Source organism: Gordonia bronchialis DSM 43247, from assembly GCF_000024785.1.
Lineage (GTDB): Bacteria > Actinomycetota > Actinomycetes > Mycobacteriales > Mycobacteriaceae > Gordonia > Gordonia bronchialis.
In genome coordinates, this window is sequence record NC_013441.1 from 3,840,194 (window position 1) to 3,864,075 (window position 23,882).

Here is a 23,882-nt window from a genome sequence, read left to right on the forward strand (position 1 = left end):
ACCGTGATCTCACCAGGAGAATGCTGTTATGGGAGCACCACGGAAGTTTGACCAGGAGACGCGTGAGCGTGCCGTGCGGATGTATCAGGATCGGCTCGGCGAGGTGGGCGGGTCGAAGTCGGCGGCGCGCCGGCATGTCGCCGAGATGCTCGATATCAATCAGGCGACGCTGCGTAACTGGATCGAGAAGGACACGCCGGTGGTCTCCTCGGGGGTGAGTACGACCAGTGGGGAGTTGGATGCTCAGGTGCGTGAGCTGCGTCGTGAGAATTCCGAATTGCGCAGAGCCAATGAGATTTTGAAGACGGCGTCGGCGTTTTTCGCCGCGGCGGAGATCGACCGCCGACTTCGTTGATCGTCGAGTACATCGACGATCACAGGGACAGGTTCGGGGTCGATCCGATCTGCCGGGTACTCACCGAGTACGGAATGCAGATTGCCCCATCCACCTACTATGCCCACAAGCAGCGTGGCCTGGTCTCGGCAGCGATGCTCGAGGAGGCCTACGCCGCTCATGCCGTCTACCAGCAGTTCGAGAAGAACCGCGGTGTGTACGGGGTGCGCAAGATGTATCACACGATGTGGCGCGCCGGTCACGTGATGGGTCGTGATCAGGTCGGCCGGCTGATGGGGATCTGCGGCATCTCCGGTGCTGTACGCGGCAGCCATCGCACCACCACGACCCACCGAGACGATAGGGCGCCACGATTCCCTGATCATGTTGAACGACAATGGGATACACCGACACATCCGGATCAGTGGTGGGTGGCCGACTTCACGTATGTGTGGACATTGGCGGGGTTTGTCTACGTCGCGTTCCTCGTGGATGTGTTTTCGCGACGCATCCTCGGGTGGCGAGTCATGGCGAGCAAGCACACACCGTTGGTGACGAGTGTTGTCGAGCAAGCGTTGTTCGCCCGCCGCCGATCCGGATTCGACTTCACCGCAACCGGTTTGGTTCATCACAGCGATGCGGGCAGTCAGTACACATCGTTGGCATTCACCGCTGCGCTGACCGAGGCCAACATCACCGGATCCATAGGATCGGTCGGCGATGCGCTCGACAACGCGCTCATGGAGTCGGCGATCGGCTTGTACAAGACCGAACTGATCGACACCGGCCGCGCCTGGAAGGACCGCGGCGAGGTCGAACGAGAGACCGCCGCCTACGTGCACTGGTTCAACGCCGAGAGGCTGCACTCCTCCCTGGGCTACTGCTCACCCGTCGAGTACGAGACGCGCTATCGTGACAGCGTCGCCTCCGTGGCGGAGGTGGCCTGAACCAGGTCTCTATCCGATCCAGGACGGTTCAATCCTGCACAGCGACCGGTTGAACTCGCCCAGTACACCAGCCACGACATGGCCGCCGCATGCGGCAAGCATGGCTTGCGGCGCTCGATGGGCGCGACAGGGATCTGCTGGGACAACGCCGGCGCCGAATCACTGTGGTCGACCGTCAAGCACGAATACTCCAAGCGGCACGCGTTCACCACGTACGCGAATCTTACTGCGGGACTTGCCAATTACATCAGATTCTATAATCATGACAGGAGGCACAGCTCGCTGGGGATGATCTCGCCTATCGACTTCGAGATCACGTCACTGACAAGTCAGCAATCAAGCTAACCGTGTCCACTTTTTCGGGGGAGCCCCATTTGCGGAATCGGACGTCTTGGGTGCGGGCGGCATACGCGTGGCGGGCTTGTTCGGCGCGGTCGGGGTCGAGCGCGATGACCATCTCGTCGAGCTGTTCGGAGAGCACGCTGTTGGTGGTGGCTTCGGCGGCGTAGCCGAGGGCGGCGTCTTCGGCGGCGTCGTACTGATTCTCATCCAACGCGGTCAGGGCGTGCGCGATCAGTGAGGCGCGGGATTCGGTGAGGTCACCGGCCAGGAATGCGGCCCGCACGTTGGGGAGGTGGGAAAGCAGCTCCCCGAGGGCGAGCCAGCGTCCGGCGGTGGCGGCGGGGACGTCGAAGTGCCAGGCGACGTCGCGGACGGCGGCGTTGTCGGGCATCTTTTTGCGGTAGCGGTCGTAGTCGGCGGCCATGACGCGGTCGAACACTTTGCGTCCGAGGTGGTAGGCGGCCGAAATCTTGCGCGCCATGTGTTGGCGTTCACCGCGCGTGAAGTCCGAAGCGGCTGCGGCCAAGTCGGATTCACCGGCGCAGGCCAGGGTGGCCTCGTCGGTGTTCCGGCCTGCTTCGAACATGCCCTTATGATGTCAGAGGGGTCTGACAACTCTGGATTGTCGGCTATCGGGTGGTGGATTGTGTTGGGGCGCTGACATTGTCGGGTCGCGGATGGTTTCGACACGTGGCCGCTCGTTCCTCGCGGACACGGCTCAACCAGCGGGCGGAACGCGGACACGGCTCAACCAGCGGAAGGGGGGTGGCCGGCTCAGCCAGCGGAAGGGGTGGCCGGCTCAACCAGCCGGCGGAGGCGGCGGCTCAACCAGCCGGCGGAGGGGGCGGCTCACCCAGTAGCAGGGGGAGCCGGGCGTTGTGAGGGTGCGGGGAATGAGACTACTTCCCCACTGCCGGTGGCCTTTTGCGCGCCGTATTCCCTTCCGGGTTTGCGGCGTGTCCACCGCCTCTCGACGGTATCCACCATGCCCAGTGCCGTGCCGTGGCACCACGCGTTACGACGACCGCTTCTCCACCGCTTTCACGTCGAAGAGAGACTGGCCGGTCTCTCCGCTACCGCTACCGGCGCGTGAACACCCACCGAGCCTTGCGGGCTCGGCGCGTGCCCTGATTCCTCCTGCGAGGTCAGGGATTAGGACACTGTCGCGATGTCGTCGGGAAGAGGCTTTCGCTTGTGGTGGGAGACCACGCCGGAGTCGAACCGGCAACCTGCCAATTATCAGTTGACTGCTCTGCCATTGAGCTAGTGCGTCGTGCGACTGAGGATGTGCTCTTCCGTGCGGTTCCGATCCTTTTGGGATCAGAATGCCGCACACCCTCGACCGTTCAGATGTCAAGTCCTACTTGATCTCTCCTGCCTCCTCGAAGCCGCCACGCCCCGGGTCCGCATTCATGGAACACGCCCTCGACTGACCATCTCGGACTGATGTTCCTTCCCTCACCGCAACGCTCGTCGCTACTGACAACACCTGGCAGGTGTTGGGTCACCGATCGGCTCTCCCGGCTCTCGCCATCAGGTCGCTTCGACGTTGCCTCCACCCTGGGGTGAAGGTTCCGGCTCGGAGTGCATGGGGTACCGAGTATCACCCCGGCGACGGTTGTCACCCGCCTTTCACCGAGTCACCCCGGCTTATGCGCCATGCCGCACAAAGACTTTCGATTCAGTTATCAAGTGTCATGCCCCGATCGGTTCGGCGACCGATTGAGGCGCGAGAAGACACATTAAACAGACTCGCCCGAGAAGACAAGGACTTTTTCTGCCCGAACCTCGTCATCGATCCATCTCAAGGGGTTCCCTTTCGACAGCGACAGTTCTACTATCGGATGTAGTACTACTACGTGCCAACCTCGGAGATGAGGGTTCATGGCTCCATCAAGTCGTGCGAAAACTGTACTGGGAGAATTGGATTCGTGGTATCACCTCGCGCCCGGTACGCGTCGCCAGATCAACAAGGTCTTCCCGTCGCACTGGTCGTTCATGCTGGGTGAGGTTGCGCTCTACAGCTTCATCATCCTGCTGATCTCCGGGGTGTACCTGACTCTGTTCTTCGATCCGTCGATGAGCGAGGTCATCTACGACGGCGCCTATCAGCCGCTCAACGGTGTGATGATGACCAAGGCCTACGAGACCACCCTCAACATCTCCTTCGAGGTGCGCGGCGGTCTGTTCGTCCGCCAGATCCACCACTGGGCCGCGCTGCTGTTCGCCGCGTCGATCATCATCCACATGATGCGCATCTTCTTCACCGGTGCGTTCCGGCGTCCACGTGAGGCCAACTGGATCATCGGCTGCTTCCTGCTGATCCTGGCGATGTTCGAGGGCTTCTTCGGCTACTCACTGCCCGACGACCTCCTCTCCGGCACCGGCGTCCGCGCACTCACCGCAGGCGCCCTCGGGCTACCCATCGTGGGTACGTGGATTCGCTGGGCGCTGTTCGGTGGGGACTTCCCCGGCGAGATCATCATCCCGCGCATGTACGTGCTGCACATCCTGCTGTTCCCGGGCATCATCCTGGCGTTGATCGGCGCCCACCTCGCGCTGGTCTGGTACCAGAAGCACACCCAGTTCCCCGGCCCCGGCCGCACCGAGCGCAACGTGGTCGGCGTGCGCATCATGCCGGTCTTCGCGGCCAAGGGTGGCGCGATGTTCGCGATGACGACCGGTGTGCTGGCCCTGATGGCGGGTGTCTTCCAGATCAACCCGGTGTGGGTGCTCGGACCCTACAACCCGGCCCACGTCTCGGCCGGCTCCCAGCCCGACATCTACATGATGTGGACCGACGGACTCCTCCGACTCATGCCGGCGTGGGAACTCTATCTCGGCAAATACACTGTGCCGGCGTCGAATTGGGGCGTGCTGCTGATCGGCGCGGTCTTCATCTCGATGATGGTCTACCCGTGGGTGGAAAGGCGGCTCACCAACGATCGTGCCCATCACAACCTGTTGCAGCGTCCACGTGACGTGCCGGTGCGTACCGGCATCGGGGCGATGGCGCTCTCGTTCTACATCATCCTGACGCTGTCGTGCATGAACGACGTGATCGCCTACAAGTTCCACGTCTCACTCAACGCGACCACCTGGATGGGCCGCATCGGCCTGATCGTGGTGCCACCGCTGGCCTACTTCGTCGCCTACCGCTGGGCCCTGGCCCTGCAACGCAGCGACCGCGCCGTCCTCGCGCACGGCATCGAGACCGGCCTCATCAAGCGCCTGCCACAGGGCGAGTACATCGAGGTCCACCAACCACTGGGCCCGGTCGACTCCCACGGCCACCCCATCCCGCTCCCCTACCAGGGCGCGGCTCTGCCCAAGCGGATGAACAAACTCGGCTCCTCCGGCGCACCCGGCACCGGATCGATCCTCACCGCCGACCCGCCCGAGCAGCAGCAACACAACGCCGAGCGCGCGCGATCAGAGCTCGACGCCGAACTCGAGGCAATACGTCGGCTCAATTCCGGCTCCGACGCGCGACAATGAGGGGGTGGCGCTGCTGACCATCGTCCTCATCGCGGTGCTGGCACTGACCGGATGGTCGATGTCGGTACGACGCTGTGGTGCGCCGCGCCGTGACGCCCGGTTCTTCCTGCTCGCCTCGGTCGTCGACGACGCGCCACGTGCGGGCAGCGACCCGCGTGCCGAACTCATCGAGGAGAAGCACCATCTCGAACTACGCGCGGCCATTCCCGCTCTCGCCGTCGGTGCCGCCTCCGCGGGCGGCGCGATCTACATCGTGCTCGGCGACCTGCAGCCCACCCGCATCCCGGAACTGAGCCTGATGACCGCCGAACTCGCCGTCATCGCGCTCGCGTCGATCGCGGTGGCCGCGCTGTGTGCCCGGCGCACCGCACGAGTGGTGGTGCAACAGTCGCAGATCTACCGGGGCTCACCACACTGAGTCGGGCACCAGGTCAGCTTCGTGGCGCAGGTCAGCTTCGTGGCGGGCACCCGCCGACCAGGGTAAAGCGTTACGCCACAACGCAAGTCAGCGTCGCGTCCGACGACGTCGGGCCCGCAGTTCGGCAATCGCCGTCTTGAGTCCCCGAGTCTTGGGCATCCCGGCGAACCGTCGCTCCGAGGCGGTCTCCGGGGCGTCGTCGGCGGTGTCGCGCAGGAAGCGGTCGGGCAGCGCGAGTTTGTTGATGGTCCGCAGCGTCTGCATGTACTGCACCATCAACGAGCCCGTCGTATAGGGCAGGTCGTATTTGTCGCAGAGATCGCGGACGCGGTCGGCGATCTCGGCGTAGCGGTTGCTGGGCAGATCGGGGTAGAGATGGTGCTCGATCTGGTAGCAGAGATTCCCACTGAAGAAAGCCATCGCGGGGCCCGCCTTGAAGTTCGCCGTCCCGAGCATCTGCCGCAGATACCACTGACCGGGTGTCTCGTTCTCCAGCGACTCGACGGTGAATTTCTCTGCGCCATCGGGAAAATGTCCGCAGAAGATGACGACGTAGGCCCACAGGTTGCGAATCAGGTTCGCGGTCGCGTTGGCGGTCAGCGTGTGCACGAAGTTGGGACCGGTCATCGCCGGGAAGATGATGTAGTCCTTGCCGACCTGACGAATGATCTTGCGCGCGAACAGTTTGATCTTCGGGACGGTCACCTCTGGTGCGCGCTCACCCCGTAGATACTCACCGAGTTCGATGTCGTGCAGGCCGATTCCCCACTCGAAGGTGGCGGCGAGCATCAGGTTGGACAGCGGCTGGAACAGCCGGCGCGGTTCCCACGGCTCGTCGCGGGTGACCCGCAAGACCTTATAGCCGACGTCGTGGTCCATCCCGACGACGTTGGTGTACTTGTGATGGATGTAGTTGTGCGAGTGCTTCCAGTGGGGTGACGCGCACACCATGTCCCACTCGTAGGTGGTGGAGTGCACCTCGGGATCGTTCATCCAATCCCATTGGCCGTGCATCACATTGTGGCCGAGTTCCATGTTCTCGATGATCTTCGACAGCGAGAGAGCCGCGGTACCGAGCAACCACAGCGAACGCTTGTGGCTACCGATCAGTGCGACCCGGCCCACGACCTCGAGTGCCCGATGCGCGAGGATCGTCCGGTGCAGATACCGGACATCACGCATTCCCCGGTCGGCTTCGATGTCGCGGCGGATGGCATCTAGTTCGGCACCCAGTGCCTCGACGTCGGCTTCGGTCAGGTGTGCGTACTCGTTGATATCAGTGATTGCCATCGAGACCCATTATGCCCGCGTCCGTACGCGACACCCAACCGTTGATCGCCAGGTCAGTCCTCACGCAGCCTCACGCCGATTGTCCGCGGCGACGATCTGGCGCACGCGGGCACCCTTGCCCCGGCGACGCAGCGACGCGATCGCGGTGCGCAGCCCACGACGACGACCGGTGGTCGGGTCGACAGACGCCTGCAGCCGGGCACCCTCGGGCAGATCCGATTTGAAACGCCGCTCCGACGCCGTCTCCGGCGCGTCATCGGCGGTTGCCTTCAGGTACTTGTCCGGCAGGGACAGCTTGGCGATGGTCCGCCACGACTTCGCATACTGCAGTGGGAACGACCCCGTGGTGTAGGGCAGGTCGTACTTCTCGCACAGCGCCCGCACCCGGACGGAGATCTCGGCGAGGCGGTTACTCGGCAGATCCGGGAAGATGTGGTGCTCGATCTGGTAGGACAGGTTGCCGCTCAGGAAGGCCAGCACGAACCCGGAGTGGAAGTTGGCGCTGCCGAGCATCTGGCGCAGATACCATTCGGCCTGCGTCTCGCTGTCGACGTCCTGCTTGGTGAACTTCTCCGCGCCGTCGGGGAAGTGGCCGCAGAAGATGACCGCGTTGGTCCAAATGTTGCGGATGACGTTGCCCATGACATTCGCGGTGGCCGCCTTGCGGAAGGCCCGGCCGCCCTGTCGCAGGTCGCCGCGGCCCGCGACGAGACCGGCGAGAGCCGGATAGACCACATAGTCCTTGGCCATCTGCTTGCCGACCTTGGTCGCCACGTCGCGCAGATCGCGCTGGAACTGTGCCTTGGCCTCGGGAGTCCTGCGCTTCTTGCCCAGTTCGAGGTGCTGCGCGGCAACGCCGTACTCGAAGGCGAGCGCGAGCAGGGTGTTGTAGGCCAGGTTGCCCAGGTAGAAGGGCCGCCACCGCTGGTCACGGGTCACCCGCAGCAGTCCGTAGCCCACGTCGTCGTCCATCCCGAGCACATTGGTGTACTTGTGATGGATGTAATTGTGCGTGTGCTTCCAGTGCGCCGAGGGGTCGGTGTTGTCCCACTCCCACGTGGTCGAGTGCACCTCGGGATCGTTCATCCAGTCCCACTGGCCGTGCATCACATTGTGGCCGAGTTCCATGTTCTCGACGATCTTGGCCAGACCCAGTGCACCCGCACCGGCCCACCACATCGATCGCTTGGTGGAACCGAAGATCAGCCCACGGCCGAGCAGTTCCATGCCGCGCTGGAAGCGGATCGTGTTGCGGATGTAGCGCGCATCGCGCTCACCCCGATCCGCTTCGATGTCGGCTCGGATCGCATCGAGTTCGGCGCCGAGCGCCTCCACGTCGGAGGGAGACAGGTGTGCGTACTCGGGGATGTCGGTGATCGCCATCGAGGTCCTTTCGCCGAAGTCACTTACGCCTACGTTTCCGTAACTTACGACAGCGTAGGTTGTATTCGGCGTGCCTGTCCACCCCTTCGCGGCCGATGGCGCCAGGTGTGAGCCGACGCACAGTGCCGATGCGCTGCGCCGAGCGGCCGGTTAGGGCCGCCGATGCGGCGTCAGCGCCATTCGTGGAACAACTCGTAGCCGACCAGGTCTTCGAAGTCACCGTCGGACCGTGCGGCAAGATGCTGCGTGCCGAACTCGCGGAAACCGCACGAGCGGGCCAGCGCGCGACTGCCCTCGTTGCCGGCCGCGGCAAACAGCGTCAACCGGCGCAGGCCGATCTCGTCGAAGATGTGGTCGACGGCCCCCGCCATCCCCTCCCGCAGCACCCCGCGGCCACGCGCCTCGGGATGGGTGTAGAAACCGATCTCGGCTCCGGTCACCTCGTCGATGTCGAAGATGGAGACGTCGCCGAGGTACTCGTCGGAGTCTTTGTCGGCCACGGCCCACGTGCACGTCGAGCCGCACGCAGCGGTCCACCACTTGCGGATGCGCTCGGCCGCCGCGTGCTCGTCGAGCAGCGGATCGGGTCTCGCGAATAGATACCGGCGCGACTCGGCGTCGTCGAGAGTCTCTCTGATCCGCGGATCATCCTTCTCCTCGAGGGGCCGCAACCGGAACCGCTCGGTCTCGAAAGTGTCTGCATGCCAAGTGGTCTTCGGTGTCCGGTCATCGTCGCGGCGCAGTGAACCGACCCAGGCGGCGTGCGGTGTGCCGCGCAGTTCGACGCCGTCGGGGATCGACGCGTCCAGCCGGAATCCGCACGCGTGGGCGACGCGCAGGGCGTCGATGTTCCCGGCCAGTGCCGTCCAGCGGATCACCTCCTTGCCGGCCTGCGCAAAGGCGTAGTCGACGGCCAGCAACACCGCGCGGCGCATGATCCCCCACCCGCGCGCATCCGGGTGCAGATCGAAGCTCAGGTGGGTCAGCACTCCCTCACCGGCGATGTCGACGGTGCCGGCGAACCGTCCGTCCACGTCGACCGCCCACACCATCTCACTGCCGGTCTCCCAGCATCGGGGCGCGTACTCGAGTGCGAACCGCTCGGCGGCGGAACGACCGTAGGGCGCGGGTATGGGGGTCCAGCGGATCTTCGCCTGATCGGCGGCCAGCTCGACCATGCGGTCGATGTCGCCCCGCACGTGGGAGCGTAATGTCACCTCACCGTCCGTGAGGACGGGTACTTGCGATTCCTGTGACTTGGCGATCTCTGCTCGCATCCTTTTCACCCTAACGCCTCCGGCGACGACCGGCAGGACGGAACACCGATCTCCGGGCACAACAGGGCAGCACGCGGCTCAGACGTCGAGGGTGCAGTCCCCGGCGGCGGCGCTCACGCAGGTCTGGATGCGTTCACCTTCCACATGTTCGACGCCGGACCGCAGGTCACGCACGCAACCCTTGTCGATCATCACCACACAGCTCTGGCAGATCCCCATCCGGCAGCCGAACGGCATGATCGCGCCGGCCGACTCACCCGCCTCGAGCAGCGTCGTCGCGCCGTCGACCTCGGCGGTCTTACCCGAGCGGGCGAACGTGACGGTGCCGCCCTGGGCGCCGACATGCCCACGCTCGAGAGCGAAGCGCTCGATGTGCAGCAGGTCGGTGAGGTCGGCGTCGCTGTACATCTGCTGCAGCATGTCCAGGAATCCACCGGGACCGCAGGCCCAGGTCTGGCGCTCGGTCCAGTCGGGGCACAACTGCGCCAGGTCGACGGCGGTCACCTTCCCGTCGACGCGGGTGTGTTGGACATGCAGATCGATCGTGCCGTCCCCGGCCATCTCGGCCAGCTCGTCCGCGAAGAGGAGATCTTGGGCGCTCGGGGTCGAATGGACGACGCGAATGTCGGTGACCTGCTTACGTTGTCGCATCATGCGCAGCATCGAAATGATCGGGGTGATGCCGCTGCCGGCGGTGACGAACAGGATCTTCTCGGGCAGCGGGTCGGGCAGGACGAACTCGCCCTGCGGTGCCGCCAACCGGACCACGGTGCCCGGGGTGAGCCCATTGACCAGGTGCGAGGACAGGAACCCCTCGGGCATCGCCTTGACGGTGATCGCGATGGTCTTCTCACTCGCCGAGGTGTGCGGGGTGGAGGTCAGCGAATACGACCGCCAGGTCCAGCGCCCCTCGATCAGCACCCCGATCCCGATGTACTGGCCCGGCGTGTAATCCAGCGAAAAGCCCCAGCCCGGTCGGATGCGAATGGTCGCGGTGTCCTCGGTCTCCCGCGTCACCGACACCACCTTGCCGCGCAACTCGCGCGCCGACCACAACGGGTTGGCCAGATGCAGATAATCGTCGGGCAACAGCGGCGTGGTGATCCGCGTGACGGCGGCACGAACCCACTGCGCACCGCGACTTCGGGCGGCGACACCAGTCACCGGTTCCTCGAAACGCTCCAGAAATCCCATTCGACACCATCCTCACGGCTACTCGGACAAAGCCTAACCTACGCAACCGTAGGTTAGCGATCCGAGCAGGTCACCCCACCGGCGGTGACGTCAGAGGAGTTCGAGAAGGAACGGCAGTTCCTGAGTCGCATACCAGCCCAGGTCGTGGTCCTCGACGTCGCCGACAGCCAGCTCCGCGTCCAGATCACCGAGGTCAGCGGCATCGATGACGATCGTCGCAGCACGCACCTTGTCCTCTGCGTCGGCGCCATCGACATGGACCGAGGCGATCGCCGACAGCGGCACCGGCCCGGTGATCTTCACCACGGCGTCGTCCAGATCGGGTCGCAACGTCACGTCGTCGACATCCGCGGCGACGACCGCACGGCGCGGCGGAAGGCGCAGCGTGTTACCGGGCTTGGTGGTGGCTGCGTCGGCAGCCAGGTCGGCGGCGGCATCGGCGTCACCCTGTTCGGGGACCTCGCCGGCCAACAACCGCAGCGACGCCCGGGCCGCCTCGCGCATCGCCACCTCGGAGAGTTCCTCGTCGTCGCCGGACAGGAAGGCTTCGCGCAGCGCCGGGGTCAGCGCAAAGGCGGTGCCGCCGATCGCCCGGAACTCGCCGGTCTCGTTGAGCTCCATCAGCATCGCCAACGTCGCCGGGAGATACACCCTCATCGCGTCCCACTTTCCTTGTCCACAGGCCGACCGCAACAAACCCGGCCCAACACTACGCACGGCCGCGGGCTCATACGACGCTGGCGAGCTCCTCGTAGGACTCCGCCACGAAGTCGGCCATCACCGGGAGATCGCCGATGACACCACGATCGGCGATGAAACCGAACTGCAGGTTGTCGCCGTACTCGACGACGCTGATCGCCAGCGCTCGCTCGGCCACCAGCATCGGGACGGCGAACACCTCGTCCACCCGGTGGCCGAGCAGAAACCGGTCGGCGATCGGCGTGGTGCCCATCGCGACGGGCACGTTGTAGCCACGACTGTTGAGCGAACGGAAGGCACGCGAACTGAACTCGGGGAAAGGCACCACCCCCAGCTCGGGGAACAACGGCCGCGGACCCAGGCTGACCCGCCGCGAGGACTGCGCGTACCGATTGGCCAGTCCGGCCACCTGGGCCAGACGTACCGCCGGATTCGCTTCTCCCACAGGCAGATCCGTGACGAAGCTCGGTTTGCCGACGCTCACCCAGCCGGGATCGGTCTCGACGGTGCGCTCGACACCCGGGTCACGCGCCGACAAGGGGATCACCACGCGCACCGTGTCGGCCACCGACGCGCCCGGGTCGACCGACAGCAACCACTTGCGCATGACCCCGGAGATGATGGCCAGTTCCACATCGTTGACCGTGCAGCCATAACACTGGGCGATCTTGGCGCACCCGCGGCGGGGCACCGACGCGGTGATGAACATCCGCGTGGAGGTGCCGACGGCATTCAACGGGCTACTCGGAGCCGAGTCGGTGAGCTGCTGCACCACACCGCCGACCCGGCGCACGGTGGTCTCCACGGCCGACCGGATGTCGGAGACCAACCCGTTGCCGTTGGTCACGGTGTCGACGAGATCTCCCGGACGCGACAGCGCCTCACCGAGGGCGCCCATCAGCAGCCGCGTGCCGCCCGGCGGCGAACCCGGCATCCACAGATCCTCCGGCAGCGTCACGGGTTCGGGCTGCTCGTCGCAGATGACCTCACTGATCTCGGTGCCGCCGCCGTCGTCGAGTAGACACCGGTGCGACTTGGTCAGGATGGCCAGCTTGCCGTCGGCGAGACCTTCGATCAGGTACATCTCCCACAGCGGGCGCGTCCGGTCCAGCGGTCGCGACATGACGCGCGCGATGAGGTCAGCGAGATCACCGGGCCCGCCCGGCCGCGGCAACCCCGCGCGGCGGATGTGGAAGTTGATGTCGAAGTCGCGGTCGTCGACCCACACCGGCCGGGCCAGGCCGAGGGTCACCTCCCGCACCACCTGCCGGTAGCGGGGCACCAGCTGCAGCCGGTTCTCCACGAGCGTGACCAGACTCGGGTAGTCCAGCGTCGAGCGTGCCGACGCGTTCGACGACGCGCCCTGGCCCTTCGGCCCGGCATCCTCGGCGTTCTGCTCCTTCTGTGGCGACAAGATCAGCAACGCACCCAGATGAGTCGTGGTGCGCGACTCGTCCAGGAAATAGAACATCGCGTCACGCGGGGACAGACGGTTCACCACGAACCGATCGTAGGTCACACCGTGCTCCGGTGGCCCGGCCACTACTCAAGACCCGTCGGCTCAAGACCCGCCGGCACAAGACCCATCGGCGACTGCAACCCGGTGCAACTGTTGTCACCGGGCTTCGCACCCGGTGTGCTGGCCACAGCAGCACCATTCGGCAGCACCGGGTCGAACGGGCAACGTCTCGACAGAGGAGTGGGATCATGCGCGCGGCACGCTATTACGACCGTGGGGACATTCGCATCGAGAACATCGATGAACCCGAGGTGGCGCCCGGAACCGTCGGCATCGACGTCGCGTGGTGCGGCATTTGTGGCACCGACCTGCACGAGTACGCTGACGGCCCGATTTTCATCCCGCCCGCGGGGCATCCCCAGCCGATCAGTCACGAGAGCGCACCGGTCACCATGGGACACGAGATGTCGGGGGTGGTCTATGGCGTCGGCGAGGGTGTCGACGGTCTCTCCGTCGGTGATCACGTGGTGGTGGAGCCCTACATCATCCGCGACGACGTCGACACCGGCCCGGACAGTCACGACTACCATCTGTCGCCGGACATGAACTTCATCGGGCTCGGCGGCTGCGGCGGCGGACTCGCCGAGAAGATCGTCGTCAAAAGGCGTTGGGTACACCGGGTTTCCGATTCTGTGCCGCTTGATCAGGCCGCCCTCATCGAACCGTTGTCGGTGGGATTCCACGCCGTGCAACGCAGCGGTGCGAGTGCCGGCGACATCGCACTCATCACCGGGGCGGGACCCATCGGGTTGCTCACCGCGGCCGTATGCCGGGCCGAGGGGATCAGCACCATCATCAGCGAACCGAGTTCGTTGCGGCGGCGCAAGGCCGTCGACGCCGACGTTGCCGACCACGTCCTCGATCCCACCACCGACGACGTCGTCGGCCGGGTCCGGGAACTCACCGGTGGCCGCGGTGCCGACGTGGGCTTCGAATGCACGTCGGTGCAGCCCGCGCTGGACACGCTCTTCGACGCGCTGAAGCCGACAGGTGTGCTCGTGGTGGTGTCGATCTGGGGACATCCCGGCAGCGTGGAGATGCAGAAGCTCGTGCTCAAGGAGATCGACATGCGCGGAACCATCGCGTACGTCAACAATCATCCCGCGGTCATCGACCTTGTCGAGAGCGGCAAGGTGGACCTGTCGCCGTTCATCACCGGCCGTATCGGACTCGACCACCTCATCGACGAGGGCTTTGAAACCCTCATCCACCGCAACGAGACCGCGGTGAAGATCCTGGTGTCACCGTCCGGCGCCGGTCTCTGACCCGACGAACGGTCAGCTCAGCGCGAATTCGACCATTTGCCAACGGTATTCGGCTTTACTGAGTCCGTGTGAGCGCGGTGCGCGGACCGAGGGCAGTCGGCACGGGACCCGCTGAGCACGTCCGGCAAAAGCCCGAACACGACCGCCGACGGCGTAGGTACCGAACACCTCCGCGGTGCTCGGGTCACGCAACTGCACGTGCACCCGGCGAACGGCAGCAGCGGCGGTCGGATCGCCACTTCGTAGGACGTTGTGGCGCACCAGGACCGCGAGATGCTCGGCCACCGGTGGGGACACGATGCCGCTGAGCTGACCGGCGCCACGCCGGCGGTCCATCACCTCGAAGATCATCCGCGACGCGTGGATGGCGAACCGCCGGGCGTCGGCCGCCGCTGACGTCCGCGACTTCGGCGAGGGCGCCGACGGCCGCCTGGGTACCGATCCCGGCGGCCCGGACGTCGCGTCGGCGACGATCATCGATCCGGTGTGCTCGTACGGGGGCGCCGGGTGAATCCGGACTCTCGTCGTCTCCATGAAAGATCGGACGCAGCCGACCCCGATCCGGTTCCCGGTTTCGCGAAAAAACTTTCACGAAACCCCCTCGAGCACTTCTAGCTGCGCTTCTTCTTCGACTTCGGCGGCTTGGGACGCGAACCCTTGACACTGGCCCGCGCCGCGGCGCGCCGTTCCCGGCGACTCGCGGACTCGACAGCGGGGTCGGCGAGTTCCTCGGCCTCCGAGTGCACCTCGGTTCCGCCGCCCTCGCTCGGTCCGCTGAAGGTCATCGGGACATCGTCACCGCCCGCCCCGAGCGGCGCCGGGGCTCCCCCACCGGCGCGCAGCGCGGCCGGGACCTTCTGACGGGCTGCGTCGAGGTCCGGGTCGGCGCCGTTGGCCGACGCCCCGCGGACCGCCTCGCGCAACGCAGCCGCCGACGGCAGCGGCGGCTGTTCCGCCGGCTGGGTCTGCACCTGGGCGTTGAACAGGATGCTCAGCGTCTCCTCCTTGAGACCCTCGAGCATGCCGGTGAACATGTCGTAACCTTCGCGCTGGTACTCGACCACCGGATCCCGCTGGGCCATCGACCGTAGGTGGATACCTTCGCGCAGGTAGTCCATCTCGTAGAGGTGGTCGCGCCACTTGCGGTCGAGCACACCGAGCAACACACTGCGCTCGAGCTGACGCATGGCACCCTCGCCGGCGAGTTCGTCGATCTCCTTCTCGCGCCGGTCGTAGGCGGCGCGGGCGTCCGCGACGAGCGTCTCCTTCAGCTCTTCGGGCGAAATGTCGTCGCGCTCACCGTATTCCGTCTCACCGACGACCTCCTTGGCGTTGAGCTGGATCGGATACAGGGTGCCGAGCGCCTTCCACAGTTCGTCGAGATCCCAGTCCTCGCTGTATCCCTCGGCGGTCGCCCCGTCCACGTAGGCGCCGACGACGTCGTCGATCATCTGCTTGACCTGCTCGTGGTGATCCTCACCCTCGAGGATCTCGCGGCGCTCGCGGTAGATGATCTTGCGCTGCTCGTTCATCACCTCGTCGTACTTGAGGACGTTCTTACGGACCTCGAAGTTCTGCTGCTCGACCTGGGTCTGCGCGCTACGGATGGCCTTGGTGACCATCTTGGCCTCGATGGGCACGTCGTCGGGCAGGTTGACGCGGTTCATGATGGTCTCGAGCGCGGCGCCGTTGAACCGGCGCATCAGCTCGTCACCCAGCGACAGATAGAACCGGGACTCGCCGGGGTCACCCTGTCGACCGGACCGTCCGCGCAGCTGGTTGTCGATGCGGCGCGATTCGTGGCGTTCGGTACCCAGCACGTAGAGACCACCGGCCTCCTTGACGGCCTCGGCCTCCTCGGCGGCCTCGGCGCGCGCGAGTTCGATCGCCTCTTCCCAGGCCGCCTCGTACTCATCGGGGGTTTTCACCGGATCCAGGCCGGCCTTGCGCAGGCGGGTGTCGGCGATGATGTCGGGGTTGCCGCCCAGCACGACGTCGGTACCACGACCGGCCATGTTGGTGGCCACCGTGATCGCACCGGTGCGGCCGGCCTCGGCGATGATCTGGGCTTCCTGCTCGTGGAACTTCGCGTTCAGCACGTTGTGCGGGATGTCGCGCTTGCGCAACTGCCGCGACAGATACTCGGAGCGTTCGACGCTGGTGGTACCGATCAGGACCGGCTGGCCCTTCTCATAGCGCTCGCTGATGTCGTCGACGACCGCGGCGAACTTGGCCTCTTCGGTCTTGTAGATGAGGTCGGTCTGATCCTTGCGGATCATCGGCTTGTTGGTGGGGATCGGCAGTACGCCGAGCTTGTAGATCTGGTCGAACTCGGCCGCCTCGGTCTCGGCGGTACCCGTCATGCCGGCCAGCTTGTCGTACATGCGGAAGTAGTTCTGCAGCGTGATGGTGGCCAGCGTCTGGTTCTCCGCCTTGATCTCCACCCCTTCTTTGGCCTCGATGGCCTGGTGGAGCCCCTCGTTGAAACGGCGACCGTCCAGCACACGACCGGTGAACTCATCGACGATGAGGACCTCACCGTTGCGGACGATGTAGTCCTTGTCGCGGTGGAAGAGTTCTTTGACCTTGATGGCGTTGTTCAGGTAGCTGACCAGGGGCGAGTTGGCTGCCTCGTAGAGGTTGTCGATGCCGAGCCGGTCTTCGACGAATTCCACACCGGCCTCGTGCACACCGATGGTCTTCTTCTTGATGTCGACCTCGTAGTGCTCGTCGCGCTCGAGCAGCGGCGCGATCCGCGCGAACTCGACGTACCACTTGCTCGATCCCTCGGCCGGGCCGGAGATGATCAGCGGGGTGCGGGCCTCGTCGACGAGGATCGAGTCGACCTCGTCCACGATGGCGAAGTTGTGGCCGCGCTGCACCAGATCGTCGAGGCTGTGCGCCATGTTGTCGCGCAGATAATCGAAGCCGAACTCGTTGTTGGTGCCGTAGGTGATGTCGGCGGCGTAGGACACGCGACGCTGATCGGGACTCATGCCGGTCAGGATCACCGCGGTCTCGAGACCGAGGAACCGGTGGACGCGACCCATCCATTCGGAGTCACGTTTAGCCAGGTAGTCGTTGACGGTGACGACGTGTACGCCGTCGCCGGCGAGCGCGTTCAGATAGGCGGGCAGAACACAGGTGAGGGTCTTGCCCTCACCGGTCTTCATCTCGGCGATGTTGCCGTAGTGCAGTGCCGCGCCACCCATGATCTGGACGTGGAAGTGCTTCTGGTCGAGCACCCGCCACGCCGCCTCGCGGGCCACCGCGAAGGCCTCCGGGAGCAGCTCGTCGAGCGATTCTCCGTCGGTGTAGCGCTCTTTGAACTCGTCGGTCTTGGCCCGCAGTTCGGTGTCGGTGAGTGCCTCGATCTCATCCGACAGCGCTTCGACGTGCGATGCGATGGCATCGAGTCGCTTGACCATGCGGCCTTCGCCGACACGCAGCAGCTTGTTGAGCACTGTGGATCGCGTCCCTCACTATGTCGTCAACATACGAAATCCGGCCTACGCGTGGGCGTAGGCCGGATTCCATGATACTGACGTCGCCTGAGCACAGGCTGATCGGAGTCGCTGTGCGTCCTCCGATCGGCACTCAGGCCAGTCGGATGAGCCCGTAGTCGAAGGCGTGGCGGCGGTAGACCACCGACGGCTTGTCGGACTCCTTGTCGTGGAAGAGGAAGAAATCGTGCCCGACGAGCTCCATCTCGTAGAGCGCGTCATCCACTGTCATCGGCACCGCGGTGTGCTCCTTGACACGGACGACCTGGCCCGGTTGGTACTCCTGAACCCCGTCGTCCCAGGTCTTCTCGTCGGTCGCACCGTCGGCACCGACGAGACCGTCCACCGTCAGCTGGTTGTCACGCAGCGGGGGCGCGCCGATCTCGGTCGCCTCGGCCACCGAGATGGGTCGGCGGTTGCCGTGGTGCACGCGCCTGCGGTCCTTGACCCGGCGAAGGCGCGATTCCAGTTTGTCCAGGGAACCCTCGAGGGCGGCATAGAAGTTCTCACCGCAGGCCTGCGCGCGGACGATCGGCCCCTTGCCGGTCGCGGTGATCTCCACCCGTTGGCAGATCTTGGACTGCCGCCGGTTGCGTTCGTGATTCAGCTCGACGTCGAAGCGGAAGATGCTGGGATCGAACCGCTCGAGGCGGGCGAGCTTGTCGCCCACGTAGATGCGGTAGTGGTCTGGTATCTCGACGTTGCGGCCGCTGAACACGACCGTGGAACTGGGTTCGGCGGGCTCGTCGGAATCCGACGACCCGGCTGGGCGGACGAAGGCGAACCGTGGATCGAAGGGATCGTCGGCTCCGGTGGGCGACTCATTCGCCGCCGATTCGTTCTCGGTGGGCCGGGCGTCGCCGACCTTGGATTCTCGCTGACCCTTGCGGTGGATGACTGTCGACATTCAACTACCTCCTACAGTTGCTACCCGGCGCGAGGCGAATCGTCGTGATCTGTTGTCGCACTGACGAATTCGTCGCAACCAGGGATCGGGGCCATGCCAGCCGAGCGGCTGGCACCCATGTGCAGGGGCATCACCTCCACCTACCGCCGACGGTTGCCAACCGGGGCGGGGACAACAGCCCCCCGCGTGGCAACCTGCTCTACCACTGACCGTAGCCGGAAGTTCGCCTCGCGGCCACGTTTCCCGGCACTGACGCGCGGACTGATCACAAGTCGGGTCCAAGGTCCTCACCGGCGTCCACCGGCGTCCGCGGGTGCTTCTCGCGTGCCCATCTGTGCACAGTTCGGCGGGTGTCCACAGCCACGTCGACGACGCGACATCCGCACCCGGCACCCGTCGGCGAGCGCCTACGGTCGGTGGATGGATGCCGCCGGCCGGCGCGGTGCGCGATGAGCGGCGCGGGTCGGTACCTGCCGCGGGTGGTGCGCGCCGGCGCCGATCTGGTGGTCCCGCTGACATGCGGCGGATGCGATCGGCCGGGGACGCGCTGGTGCGCGCGCTGCGCCGCCCGGCTCGCCGACGACCCCCTCGAGTGCCGGCCGCGCCTGGCTCCGGCGGCACCGGTGTGGGCGCTCGGACGCTACCGCGGGTCACATCGTGCGGCGATCCTCGCGCTCAAGGAACACGGACGCCGGGACCTCGCGTCGCCTCTGGGTGATGCGCTGTCCCACGGAATCCGCACACTGGCCCGGTGGGGTGAGCTGCCCGACGCCCCGCATCTGCACCTCGTGCCCGCCCCCACCCGCACCCTCACGGCCCGGCGACGTGGTGGCGATCCGGTGACCGCCATCGCGACGCGCTCCGCGGATGTCCTCGGCAGGCGGGTCTCGGTGGCCCCGATGCTGTACACCGCGGGCGCCGCCCGCGACTCCGCGGGACTCGATGCGCGGGATCGGGCCCGCAACCTGCGTGGTGCAATCCGACTGCGCCCGGATCGGTCACTTGTCGACGGGTCCGTGGTGGTCCTCGTCGACGACGTGCTGACCACCGGCGCGACCGTCGCCGAATCGGTCCGCGTGCTGGCGACCGCGGGGGTCGGGGTCTCCGCGGTCCTCGTGATCGCGGCGGCGTGAGAAACCGGACTCGACGACCGGCGAGGTCAGCCCCGCAACACCGCCGACGGGCTCGCGCCATAACGGCGACGGTAGGCAGCCGCGAATCGGCTCGGACTGCTGAAACCCCACCGCGCGGCGACGTCGGCCACCGTGCCGGTTCCGGTCAGCAGGTCGGCGTGCGCCCGGGCGAGCCGGATGTCGGCGAGCGCCCGGGTCGGCGACCTCTCGAGGTACTCGGCGAATGCCTCCTGCAGCCTGCGCACGCTGGTCCCGGCGATGCCGGCCATCTCGGCCAACGACCAGGGTCGGGCGGGATCCTCGTCGAGGGCGTCGAGGACCCGTTTGACCATGCCGGGACGCAACTGCGGATCGGCCCGCTCGGGTTCCGGGCTCACCGACAACAGGAAGGCGGTACTGACGGCGCTGGCGAGTTGGGGCCCGACGAGCGGGTTGGCGAGCAGGTCGCCGGGTTCGCGCACCTGCGCGGAGAGTGCCTTGACCAGACCGAACCACGTTGCGCCGGAATCACTCTGGACATCGATCTGGTCGGGCAGCGTCAGACGTCTGCGCAGTGCCGTGGCGTGAATCCGGTCGGCTTCCCGCTCGAGATACTCGGCGTCGAACTTCACGCCGATGACCTCACAGTCGGCCGTCCAGTTCGTGATCACCGATGCCCGCCCGGCGGTGAACACGGTGCCCGTCCCGGGCGTGGAAACCAGTTCGTCGCGGCCGGACCGGGAGTGGAGTCGGCCGGTGAGCGGGATGTTCACCTCATAGGCGCCCGGATACTCGCAGGCGATGGAGACCGCCGTCCCCCACGTCAGGCGGCCGATGGTCACACCGTCGAGTTCCACGGTCCGCATCGTGAGGTCCACCTCGGTCCGGCCGTCGAGCGGCTTGAGCTCGTGCGGGAAGTAGGCGTCGGCGACGGCCCGGTGCGCGGTCTCCCAATCCTGGATTCCGTCGCCGCCGTCCGGTGCGGAGAGATTCGGTGTGGGCATAGGTGTGGTGACTCTCGGTACTTCCCCGGTCCCGACATCGGGTTCGTGTGCGCCGGTGGGCTTCGCCGGCGGCTACCTGTGTTCTACCCCATGGGGAGGAGGGGATGCGACCCAGCTCACAACTGTCTCGCGCAATCCGTGTCGCCGCCGCGCGAACTGTGTCGATCGTGCACCTGACCGGGCCTACCGTCTGACCCCACCGGCCGAACCCCTCGGCAGCCGATCACCGATACAACGAAGGAGTCGACAATGACGACCACGGTTTCCTGGCTCGACGACATCACCATGACCGAGCTGGAACGCAACCCGTACCCGGTATACGAGCGACTCCGCAGCGAGGCGCCACTCGCCTACGTCCCGGTCCTCGGGTCGTATGTCGCCAGCACCGCGGAGATCTGCCGGGAGATCGCGACCAGCCCCGACTTCGAGGCGATCATCACCAAGGCGGGCGGACGGACCTTCGGGCACCCGGCCGTCATCGGCGTCAACGGACCGATCCACGACGACCTGCGGTCCATGGTCGACCCGGCGCTGCAACCGCAGGAGGTCGACCGCTGGATCGACGACCTCGTCCGTCCGATCGCCCGCCGCTATCTGGAGACCTTCGAGGACGCCGGGAACGCCGAACTCGTCGCACAGTACTGCGAACCGGTCTCGGTGCGGGCGCTCGGCGATCTGCTGGGACTGCACGACGTCAGCTCGGACACACTGCGCGACTGGTTCCACAAACTGTCGCGCTCGTTCACCAATGCCGGAGTCGACGAGAACGGCGAGTTCACCAATCCGGAGGGCTTCACCGAAGGCGACGAGGCGAAGGCCGAGATCCGCGCGATCGTCGATCCCAAGATCGATCACTGGATCACCCACCCCGACGACAGCGCCATCAGCCACTGGCTGCACGATGGCATGCCGGCCGGGCAGACGCGGGACCGCGACTACATCTACCCGACGCTGTTCGTCTACCTCCTCGGCGCGATGCAGGAACCCGGCCACGCGATGGCGTCGACCCTCGTGGGGTTGTTCACCCGGCCCGAGCAGCTCGAGATGGTGGTCGACGAGCCGGGTCTCATCCCGCGCGCCATCTCCGAGGGCATGCGCTGGACGTCGCCGATCTGGTCGGCCACCGCGCGGATCAGCACCACCGACGTCGAGGTCGCCGGTGTCGCGCTCCCCGAGGGATCGGTGGTGTTGCTCTCCTACGGTTCGGCCAATCACGACCACGCCGTCTACGACGCACCATCGGACTACGATCTGACCCGACCACCGTTGCCGCACTTGGCCTTCGGTGCCGGAAACCATGCCTGCGCGGGAATCTACTTCGCCAATCACGTCTGCCGCATCGGACTCGAGGAACTGTTCGACTCGATTCCGAACCTCGAGCGCGACACCGAGTCCGACGTCGAGTTCTGGGGCTGGGGATTCCGCGGTCCGACGTCGCTGCACGTCACCTGGGAGGTGTGAACCGATGGACCGCACACATGCGATCGAGGTGGCCGGGTCGGCCACCGGGTCGGTACGCTGCGCCGACGACCAGCGATTGCTCGACGCGTTTCTGCGCAACGGCGTCTACCTGCCGAACTCCTGCAACCAGGGCACCTGTGGCACCTGCAAGGTGAAAGTGCTCGGCGGGATCGTCGATGCCCCGACACCCTCGGAGACGGTCCTGTCCATCGACGAGCAGACCGCCGGTTACGTCCTCGCCTGCCAGTCGACCCCGCGCTCGGACGCTCGCATCGAGGTGCCCCTCGGTGCGGCCGACGGTCCGCAGCATCGACTGCGTGATGTCACCGGTACGGTGCGGGCGATCGACACCGTCGCCGACGACACCCTCGCCGTCGACGTCGAACTGGATTCGCCGCTGGAGTTCTCGGCCGGACAGTACGTCGAGTTGACGGTGCCCGGCACCGATCAGGTGCGGCAGTACTCGATGGCCAACCCGCCCGGCGACGGCCGGTCGCTGGAGTTCCACATCCGCCGCGTCGACGGCGGCCTCGCCACCGACGGATGGATCTTCGACTCGCTCGCCCATGGTCACACCATCGACATCCGCGGGCCGTGGGGAGACTTCCTCCACGATCCAGGCCACGAGGGCCCGCTGATCCTACTCGCCGGCGGGACCGGGCTCGCACCGCTGAAATCCATTGCGCGCCATGCGTTGGACCTCGATCCAGACCGGGAGATCCATCTCTATCACGGGGTGCGCCGTGCCGGCGACCTCTACGACGTCGAGTTCTGGGAGGCGCTCGCCGCCGAGCGGCCCGGGGTGCACTACACGCCCTGCCTCAGCCGGGAAGACGGATTCGGCAGGCACGGATACGTCGGTGACGTCCTGCTCGACGATTTCGCATCACTGCGTGGTTACAGCGCCTATCTGTGCGGCCCACCGGCCATGGTCGACGCGGGGGTCAAGGCGTGCAAGCGCCGCCGCATGGCCGGTCGGCTGATCCATCGGGAGAAGTACACTCCGGTGCGCACGGCTGTCCCGGCGTGAACGATCACGCCCACTGCGGCAGCGTGGGCACCTCCCCGTCGATCTGCAGGTGATCCTCGACGCCGCGAGCCAACCATTGTGCGAGCGCCTCCCGGGTGCCGTGCACGCGACTCCCGCCGCCGTTGAGTTGCCAGACCTCACCTTCGAGGGTGGCCAGCGTGAGCGGCGGGATGTCGTCGTGTTGATCGATCCGTCGGATCATGGCTTCGAGCGCATCGAGCACCGAATCCGGGTCGGCCTCCTCGATCGTCCACACGGAGTCCAGGTTGTCGTGTGCGAGAACGACTTCGGCGATGCGCTGGGGTACCACCTCGGCGGGCCGCAGCGTCATCGCGCGGTACTCGATCGACGTGTCGGCGTCCATCGTCTCGAGGTCGCGGGCGGCCGCGCAGAAGGCGTCGAGGGCCGCCCGGAACCGCACCCGCACGTCGCCGGTGTTCGGTTGGCCGCCGTCGGATTGACCGACTTCCGTTGTGCCCATTGCGGATTGGATGGCCCGGGTCAGCGCGAATCCGTCGTCGGCGAGCCGGCCGATCACCTCGACCCGCGGGGTACCGTCGGCCGCGGGTCCGGCCAGACGGTCATCGCTCATCATGGTGATGACGGTCTCCAGCATCTCCGACTCCCGGACCAGTCGCCCCAGGTCTGAGGCCAGTCGTGATCCGAGTCATGCCGTTCCCTTCGTCGTGCCGGCCGATG

General features: G+C 66.0%; 20 protein-coding genes, 1 tRNA gene and 1 other annotated feature. Of the genes, 8 read left to right on the forward strand and 13 right to left on the reverse strand.

Annotated features, from left to right (window positions below):
- Window positions 1-28: 28 nt before the first annotated feature.
- Window positions 29-1,281, forward strand: a protein-coding gene (locus GBRO_RS17985; protein WP_085948627.1) for an IS3 family transposase whose coding sequence is annotated in 2 segments (ribosomal slippage) — window positions 29-323 and window positions 323-1,281 — 1,254 coding nt in all. Because the reading frame shifts where the segments join, the coding sequence is not laid out codon by codon here.
- Window positions 313-444 (forward strand) — a sequence feature (AL1L pseudoknot). Its footprint overlaps the gene before it by 132 nt.
- A gap of 78 nt (window positions 1,282-1,359) precedes the next feature.
- The gene (locus tag GBRO_RS27780) at window positions 1,360-1,626 is read left to right on the forward strand and encodes an integrase core domain-containing protein (RefSeq protein ID WP_115311720.1); all 267 of its coding nucleotides are present in this window, start codon (window positions 1,360-1,362) and stop codon (window positions 1,624-1,626) included.
- Here the strand turns inward: GBRO_RS27780 and GBRO_RS17990 are convergent.
- Both GBRO_RS17990 and GBRO_RS17995 read right to left on the reverse strand, forming a co-directional pair.
- Entirely contained in the window at window positions 1,595-2,209 is a 615-nt protein-coding gene (locus GBRO_RS17990) for a hypothetical protein (protein WP_012835315.1), read from the reverse strand. The genes GBRO_RS27780 and GBRO_RS17990 overlap by 32 nt on opposite strands.
- A 612-nt stretch (window positions 2,210-2,821) precedes the next feature.
- A tRNA-Ile gene (locus GBRO_RS17995) sits at window positions 2,822-2,897 on the reverse strand.
- Between the two features lie 610 nt (window positions 2,898-3,507).
- Between GBRO_RS17995 and qcrB the strand changes: the two genes are divergently transcribed.
- Window positions 3,508-5,121 carry a cytochrome bc1 complex cytochrome b subunit gene (gene qcrB, locus GBRO_RS18000; protein WP_012835316.1) on the forward strand — a complete coding sequence of 538 codons (1,614 nt, stop codon included), beginning with the start codon at window positions 3,508-3,510 and terminating at the stop codon, window positions 5,119-5,121.
- A 4-nt stretch (window positions 5,122-5,125) separates the two neighbouring features.
- The gene (locus tag GBRO_RS18005; RefSeq protein WP_012835317.1) at window positions 5,126-5,539 is read left to right on the forward strand and encodes a hypothetical protein; all 414 of its coding nucleotides are present in this window, start codon (window positions 5,126-5,128) and stop codon (window positions 5,537-5,539) included.
- Window positions 5,540-5,626: 87 nt separating this feature from the next.
- Here the strand turns inward: GBRO_RS18005 and GBRO_RS18010 are convergent, their stop codons facing one another.
- The 6 genes from GBRO_RS18010 to GBRO_RS18035 form a co-directional block, all read right to left on the reverse strand.
- Window positions 5,627-6,829: a fatty acid desaturase family protein gene (locus GBRO_RS18010; protein ID WP_012835318.1), complete on the reverse strand. Its 1,203-nt coding sequence runs from the start codon at window positions 6,827-6,829 to the stop codon at window positions 5,627-5,629.
- 60 nt (window positions 6,830-6,889) lie between these two features.
- Window positions 6,890-8,212, reverse strand: coding sequence for a fatty acid desaturase family protein (locus tag GBRO_RS18015; RefSeq protein ID WP_012835319.1), 1,323 nt, complete (start codon window positions 8,210-8,212; stop codon window positions 6,890-6,892).
- A 170-nt stretch (window positions 8,213-8,382) separates the two neighbouring features.
- Complete coding sequence (locus GBRO_RS18020; protein WP_041919966.1) at window positions 8,383-9,489, reverse strand: GNAT family N-acetyltransferase; 1,107 nt, start codon at window positions 9,487-9,489, stop codon at window positions 8,383-8,385.
- A gap of 78 nt (window positions 9,490-9,567) precedes the next feature.
- Entirely contained in the window at window positions 9,568-10,683 is a 1,116-nt protein-coding gene (locus GBRO_RS18025; RefSeq protein WP_012835321.1) for a ferredoxin reductase, read from the reverse strand.
- Between the two features lie 90 nt (window positions 10,684-10,773).
- Entirely contained in the window at window positions 10,774-11,340 is a 567-nt protein-coding gene (locus GBRO_RS18030) for a DUF6912 family protein (RefSeq protein ID WP_012835322.1), read from the reverse strand.
- A 70-nt stretch (window positions 11,341-11,410) separates the two neighbouring features.
- On the reverse strand, window positions 11,411-12,883 hold the full coding sequence (locus GBRO_RS18035) for a wax ester/triacylglycerol synthase domain-containing protein (protein ID WP_012835323.1): 1,473 nt from the start codon (window positions 12,881-12,883) through the stop codon (window positions 11,411-11,413).
- Between the two features lie 206 nt (window positions 12,884-13,089).
- Between GBRO_RS18035 and GBRO_RS18040 the strand changes: the two genes are divergently transcribed.
- Window positions 13,090-14,166 carry a 2,3-butanediol dehydrogenase gene (locus tag GBRO_RS18040; protein ID WP_012835324.1) on the forward strand — a complete coding sequence of 359 codons (1,077 nt, stop codon included), beginning with the start codon at window positions 13,090-13,092 and terminating at the stop codon, window positions 14,164-14,166.
- A 12-nt stretch (window positions 14,167-14,178) separates the two neighbouring features.
- On the opposite strand, the gene GBRO_RS26030 is transcribed toward GBRO_RS18040, so the two are convergent.
- The 3 genes from GBRO_RS26030 to hpf form a co-directional block, all read right to left on the reverse strand.
- Window positions 14,179-14,700, reverse strand: a complete 522-nt coding sequence (locus GBRO_RS26030) for an Rv3235 family protein (protein ID WP_041919967.1) — start codon at window positions 14,698-14,700, stop codon at window positions 14,179-14,181.
- A 77-nt stretch (window positions 14,701-14,777) separates the two neighbouring features.
- Entirely contained in the window at window positions 14,778-17,630 is a 2,853-nt protein-coding gene (gene secA / locus GBRO_RS18050) for a preprotein translocase subunit SecA (RefSeq protein ID WP_012835327.1), read from the reverse strand.
- A 133-nt stretch (window positions 17,631-17,763) separates the two neighbouring features.
- Window positions 17,764-18,576: a ribosome hibernation-promoting factor, HPF/YfiA family gene (gene hpf, locus GBRO_RS18055; protein WP_012835328.1), complete on the reverse strand. Its 813-nt coding sequence runs from the start codon at window positions 18,574-18,576 to the stop codon at window positions 17,764-17,766.
- A gap of 449 nt (window positions 18,577-19,025) precedes the next feature.
- On the opposite strand from hpf, the gene GBRO_RS18060 reads away from it, so the two are divergent.
- The gene (locus GBRO_RS18060) at window positions 19,026-19,709 is read left to right on the forward strand and encodes a ComF family protein (RefSeq protein ID WP_012835329.1); all 684 of its coding nucleotides are present in this window, start codon (window positions 19,026-19,028) and stop codon (window positions 19,707-19,709) included.
- Between the two features lie 26 nt (window positions 19,710-19,735).
- On the opposite strand, the gene GBRO_RS18065 is transcribed toward GBRO_RS18060, so the two are convergent.
- On the reverse strand, window positions 19,736-20,692 hold the full coding sequence (locus GBRO_RS18065) for an AraC family transcriptional regulator (protein ID WP_012835330.1): 957 nt from the start codon (window positions 20,690-20,692) through the stop codon (window positions 19,736-19,738).
- 249 nt (window positions 20,693-20,941) lie between these two features.
- Here GBRO_RS18065 and GBRO_RS18070 point away from each other — a divergent pair, with 249 nt between their 5' ends.
- Together GBRO_RS18070 and GBRO_RS18075 are read left to right on the forward strand one after the other, a co-directional pair.
- Entirely contained in the window at window positions 20,942-22,153 is a 1,212-nt protein-coding gene (locus GBRO_RS18070) for a cytochrome P450 (protein WP_012835331.1), read from the forward strand.
- A gap of 4 nt (window positions 22,154-22,157) precedes the next feature.
- A complete protein-coding gene (locus GBRO_RS18075) occupies window positions 22,158-23,183 on the forward strand; it encodes a 2Fe-2S iron-sulfur cluster-binding protein (protein WP_012835332.1) in 1,026 nt (341 codons plus the stop codon).
- Window positions 23,184-23,187: 4 nt separating this feature from the next.
- Here the strand turns inward: GBRO_RS18075 and GBRO_RS18080 are convergent, their stop codons facing one another.
- Entirely contained in the window at window positions 23,188-23,799 is a 612-nt protein-coding gene (locus tag GBRO_RS18080; protein WP_012835333.1) for a DinB family protein, read from the reverse strand.
- Between the last annotated feature and the right edge of the window lie 83 nt (window positions 23,800-23,882).

What these genes read in the sequence shown, in the direction of transcription:
- GBRO_RS27780 (WP_115311720.1), top strand. Translation starts at nt 1,360, where the DNA reads ATGGCCGCCGCATGCGGCAAGCATGGCTTGCGGCGCTCGATGGGCGCG.
- GBRO_RS17990 (WP_012835315.1), bottom strand. Translation starts at nt 2,209, where the DNA reads ATGTTCGAAGCAGGCCGGAACACCGACGAGGCCACCCTGGCCTGCGCC.
- qcrB (WP_012835316.1), top strand. Translation starts at nt 3,508, where the DNA reads ATGGCTCCATCAAGTCGTGCGAAAACTGTACTGGGAGAATTGGATTCG.
- GBRO_RS18010 (WP_012835318.1), bottom strand. Translation starts at nt 6,829, where the DNA reads ATGGCAATCACTGATATCAACGAGTACGCACACCTGACCGAAGCCGAC.
- GBRO_RS18015 (WP_012835319.1), bottom strand. Translation starts at nt 8,212, where the DNA reads ATGGCGATCACCGACATCCCCGAGTACGCACACCTGTCTCCCTCCGAC.
- GBRO_RS18020 (WP_041919966.1), bottom strand. Translation starts at nt 9,489, where the DNA reads ATGCGAGCAGAGATCGCCAAGTCACAGGAATCGCAAGTACCCGTCCTC.
- GBRO_RS18025 (WP_012835321.1), bottom strand. Translation starts at nt 10,683, where the DNA reads ATGGGATTTCTGGAGCGTTTCGAGGAACCGGTGACTGGTGTCGCCGCC.
- GBRO_RS18030 (WP_012835322.1), bottom strand. Translation starts at nt 11,340, where the DNA reads ATGAGGGTGTATCTCCCGGCGACGTTGGCGATGCTGATGGAGCTCAAC.
- GBRO_RS18040 (WP_012835324.1), top strand. Translation starts at nt 13,090, where the DNA reads ATGCGCGCGGCACGCTATTACGACCGTGGGGACATTCGCATCGAGAAC.
- GBRO_RS26030 (WP_041919967.1), bottom strand. Translation starts at nt 14,700, where the DNA reads ATGGAGACGACGAGAGTCCGGATTCACCCGGCGCCCCCGTACGAGCAC.
- hpf (WP_012835328.1), bottom strand. Translation starts at nt 18,576, where the DNA reads ATGTCGACAGTCATCCACCGCAAGGGTCAGCGAGAATCCAAGGTCGGC.
- GBRO_RS18060 (WP_012835329.1), top strand. Translation starts at nt 19,026, where the DNA reads ATGAGCGGCGCGGGTCGGTACCTGCCGCGGGTGGTGCGCGCCGGCGCC.
- GBRO_RS18065 (WP_012835330.1), bottom strand. Translation starts at nt 20,692, where the DNA reads ATGCCCACACCGAATCTCTCCGCACCGGACGGCGGCGACGGAATCCAG.
- GBRO_RS18070 (WP_012835331.1), top strand. Translation starts at nt 20,942, where the DNA reads ATGACGACCACGGTTTCCTGGCTCGACGACATCACCATGACCGAGCTG.
- GBRO_RS18075 (WP_012835332.1), top strand. Translation starts at nt 22,158, where the DNA reads ATGGACCGCACACATGCGATCGAGGTGGCCGGGTCGGCCACCGGGTCG.
- GBRO_RS18080 (WP_012835333.1), bottom strand. Translation starts at nt 23,799, where the DNA reads ATGCTGGAGACCGTCATCACCATGATGAGCGATGACCGTCTGGCCGGA.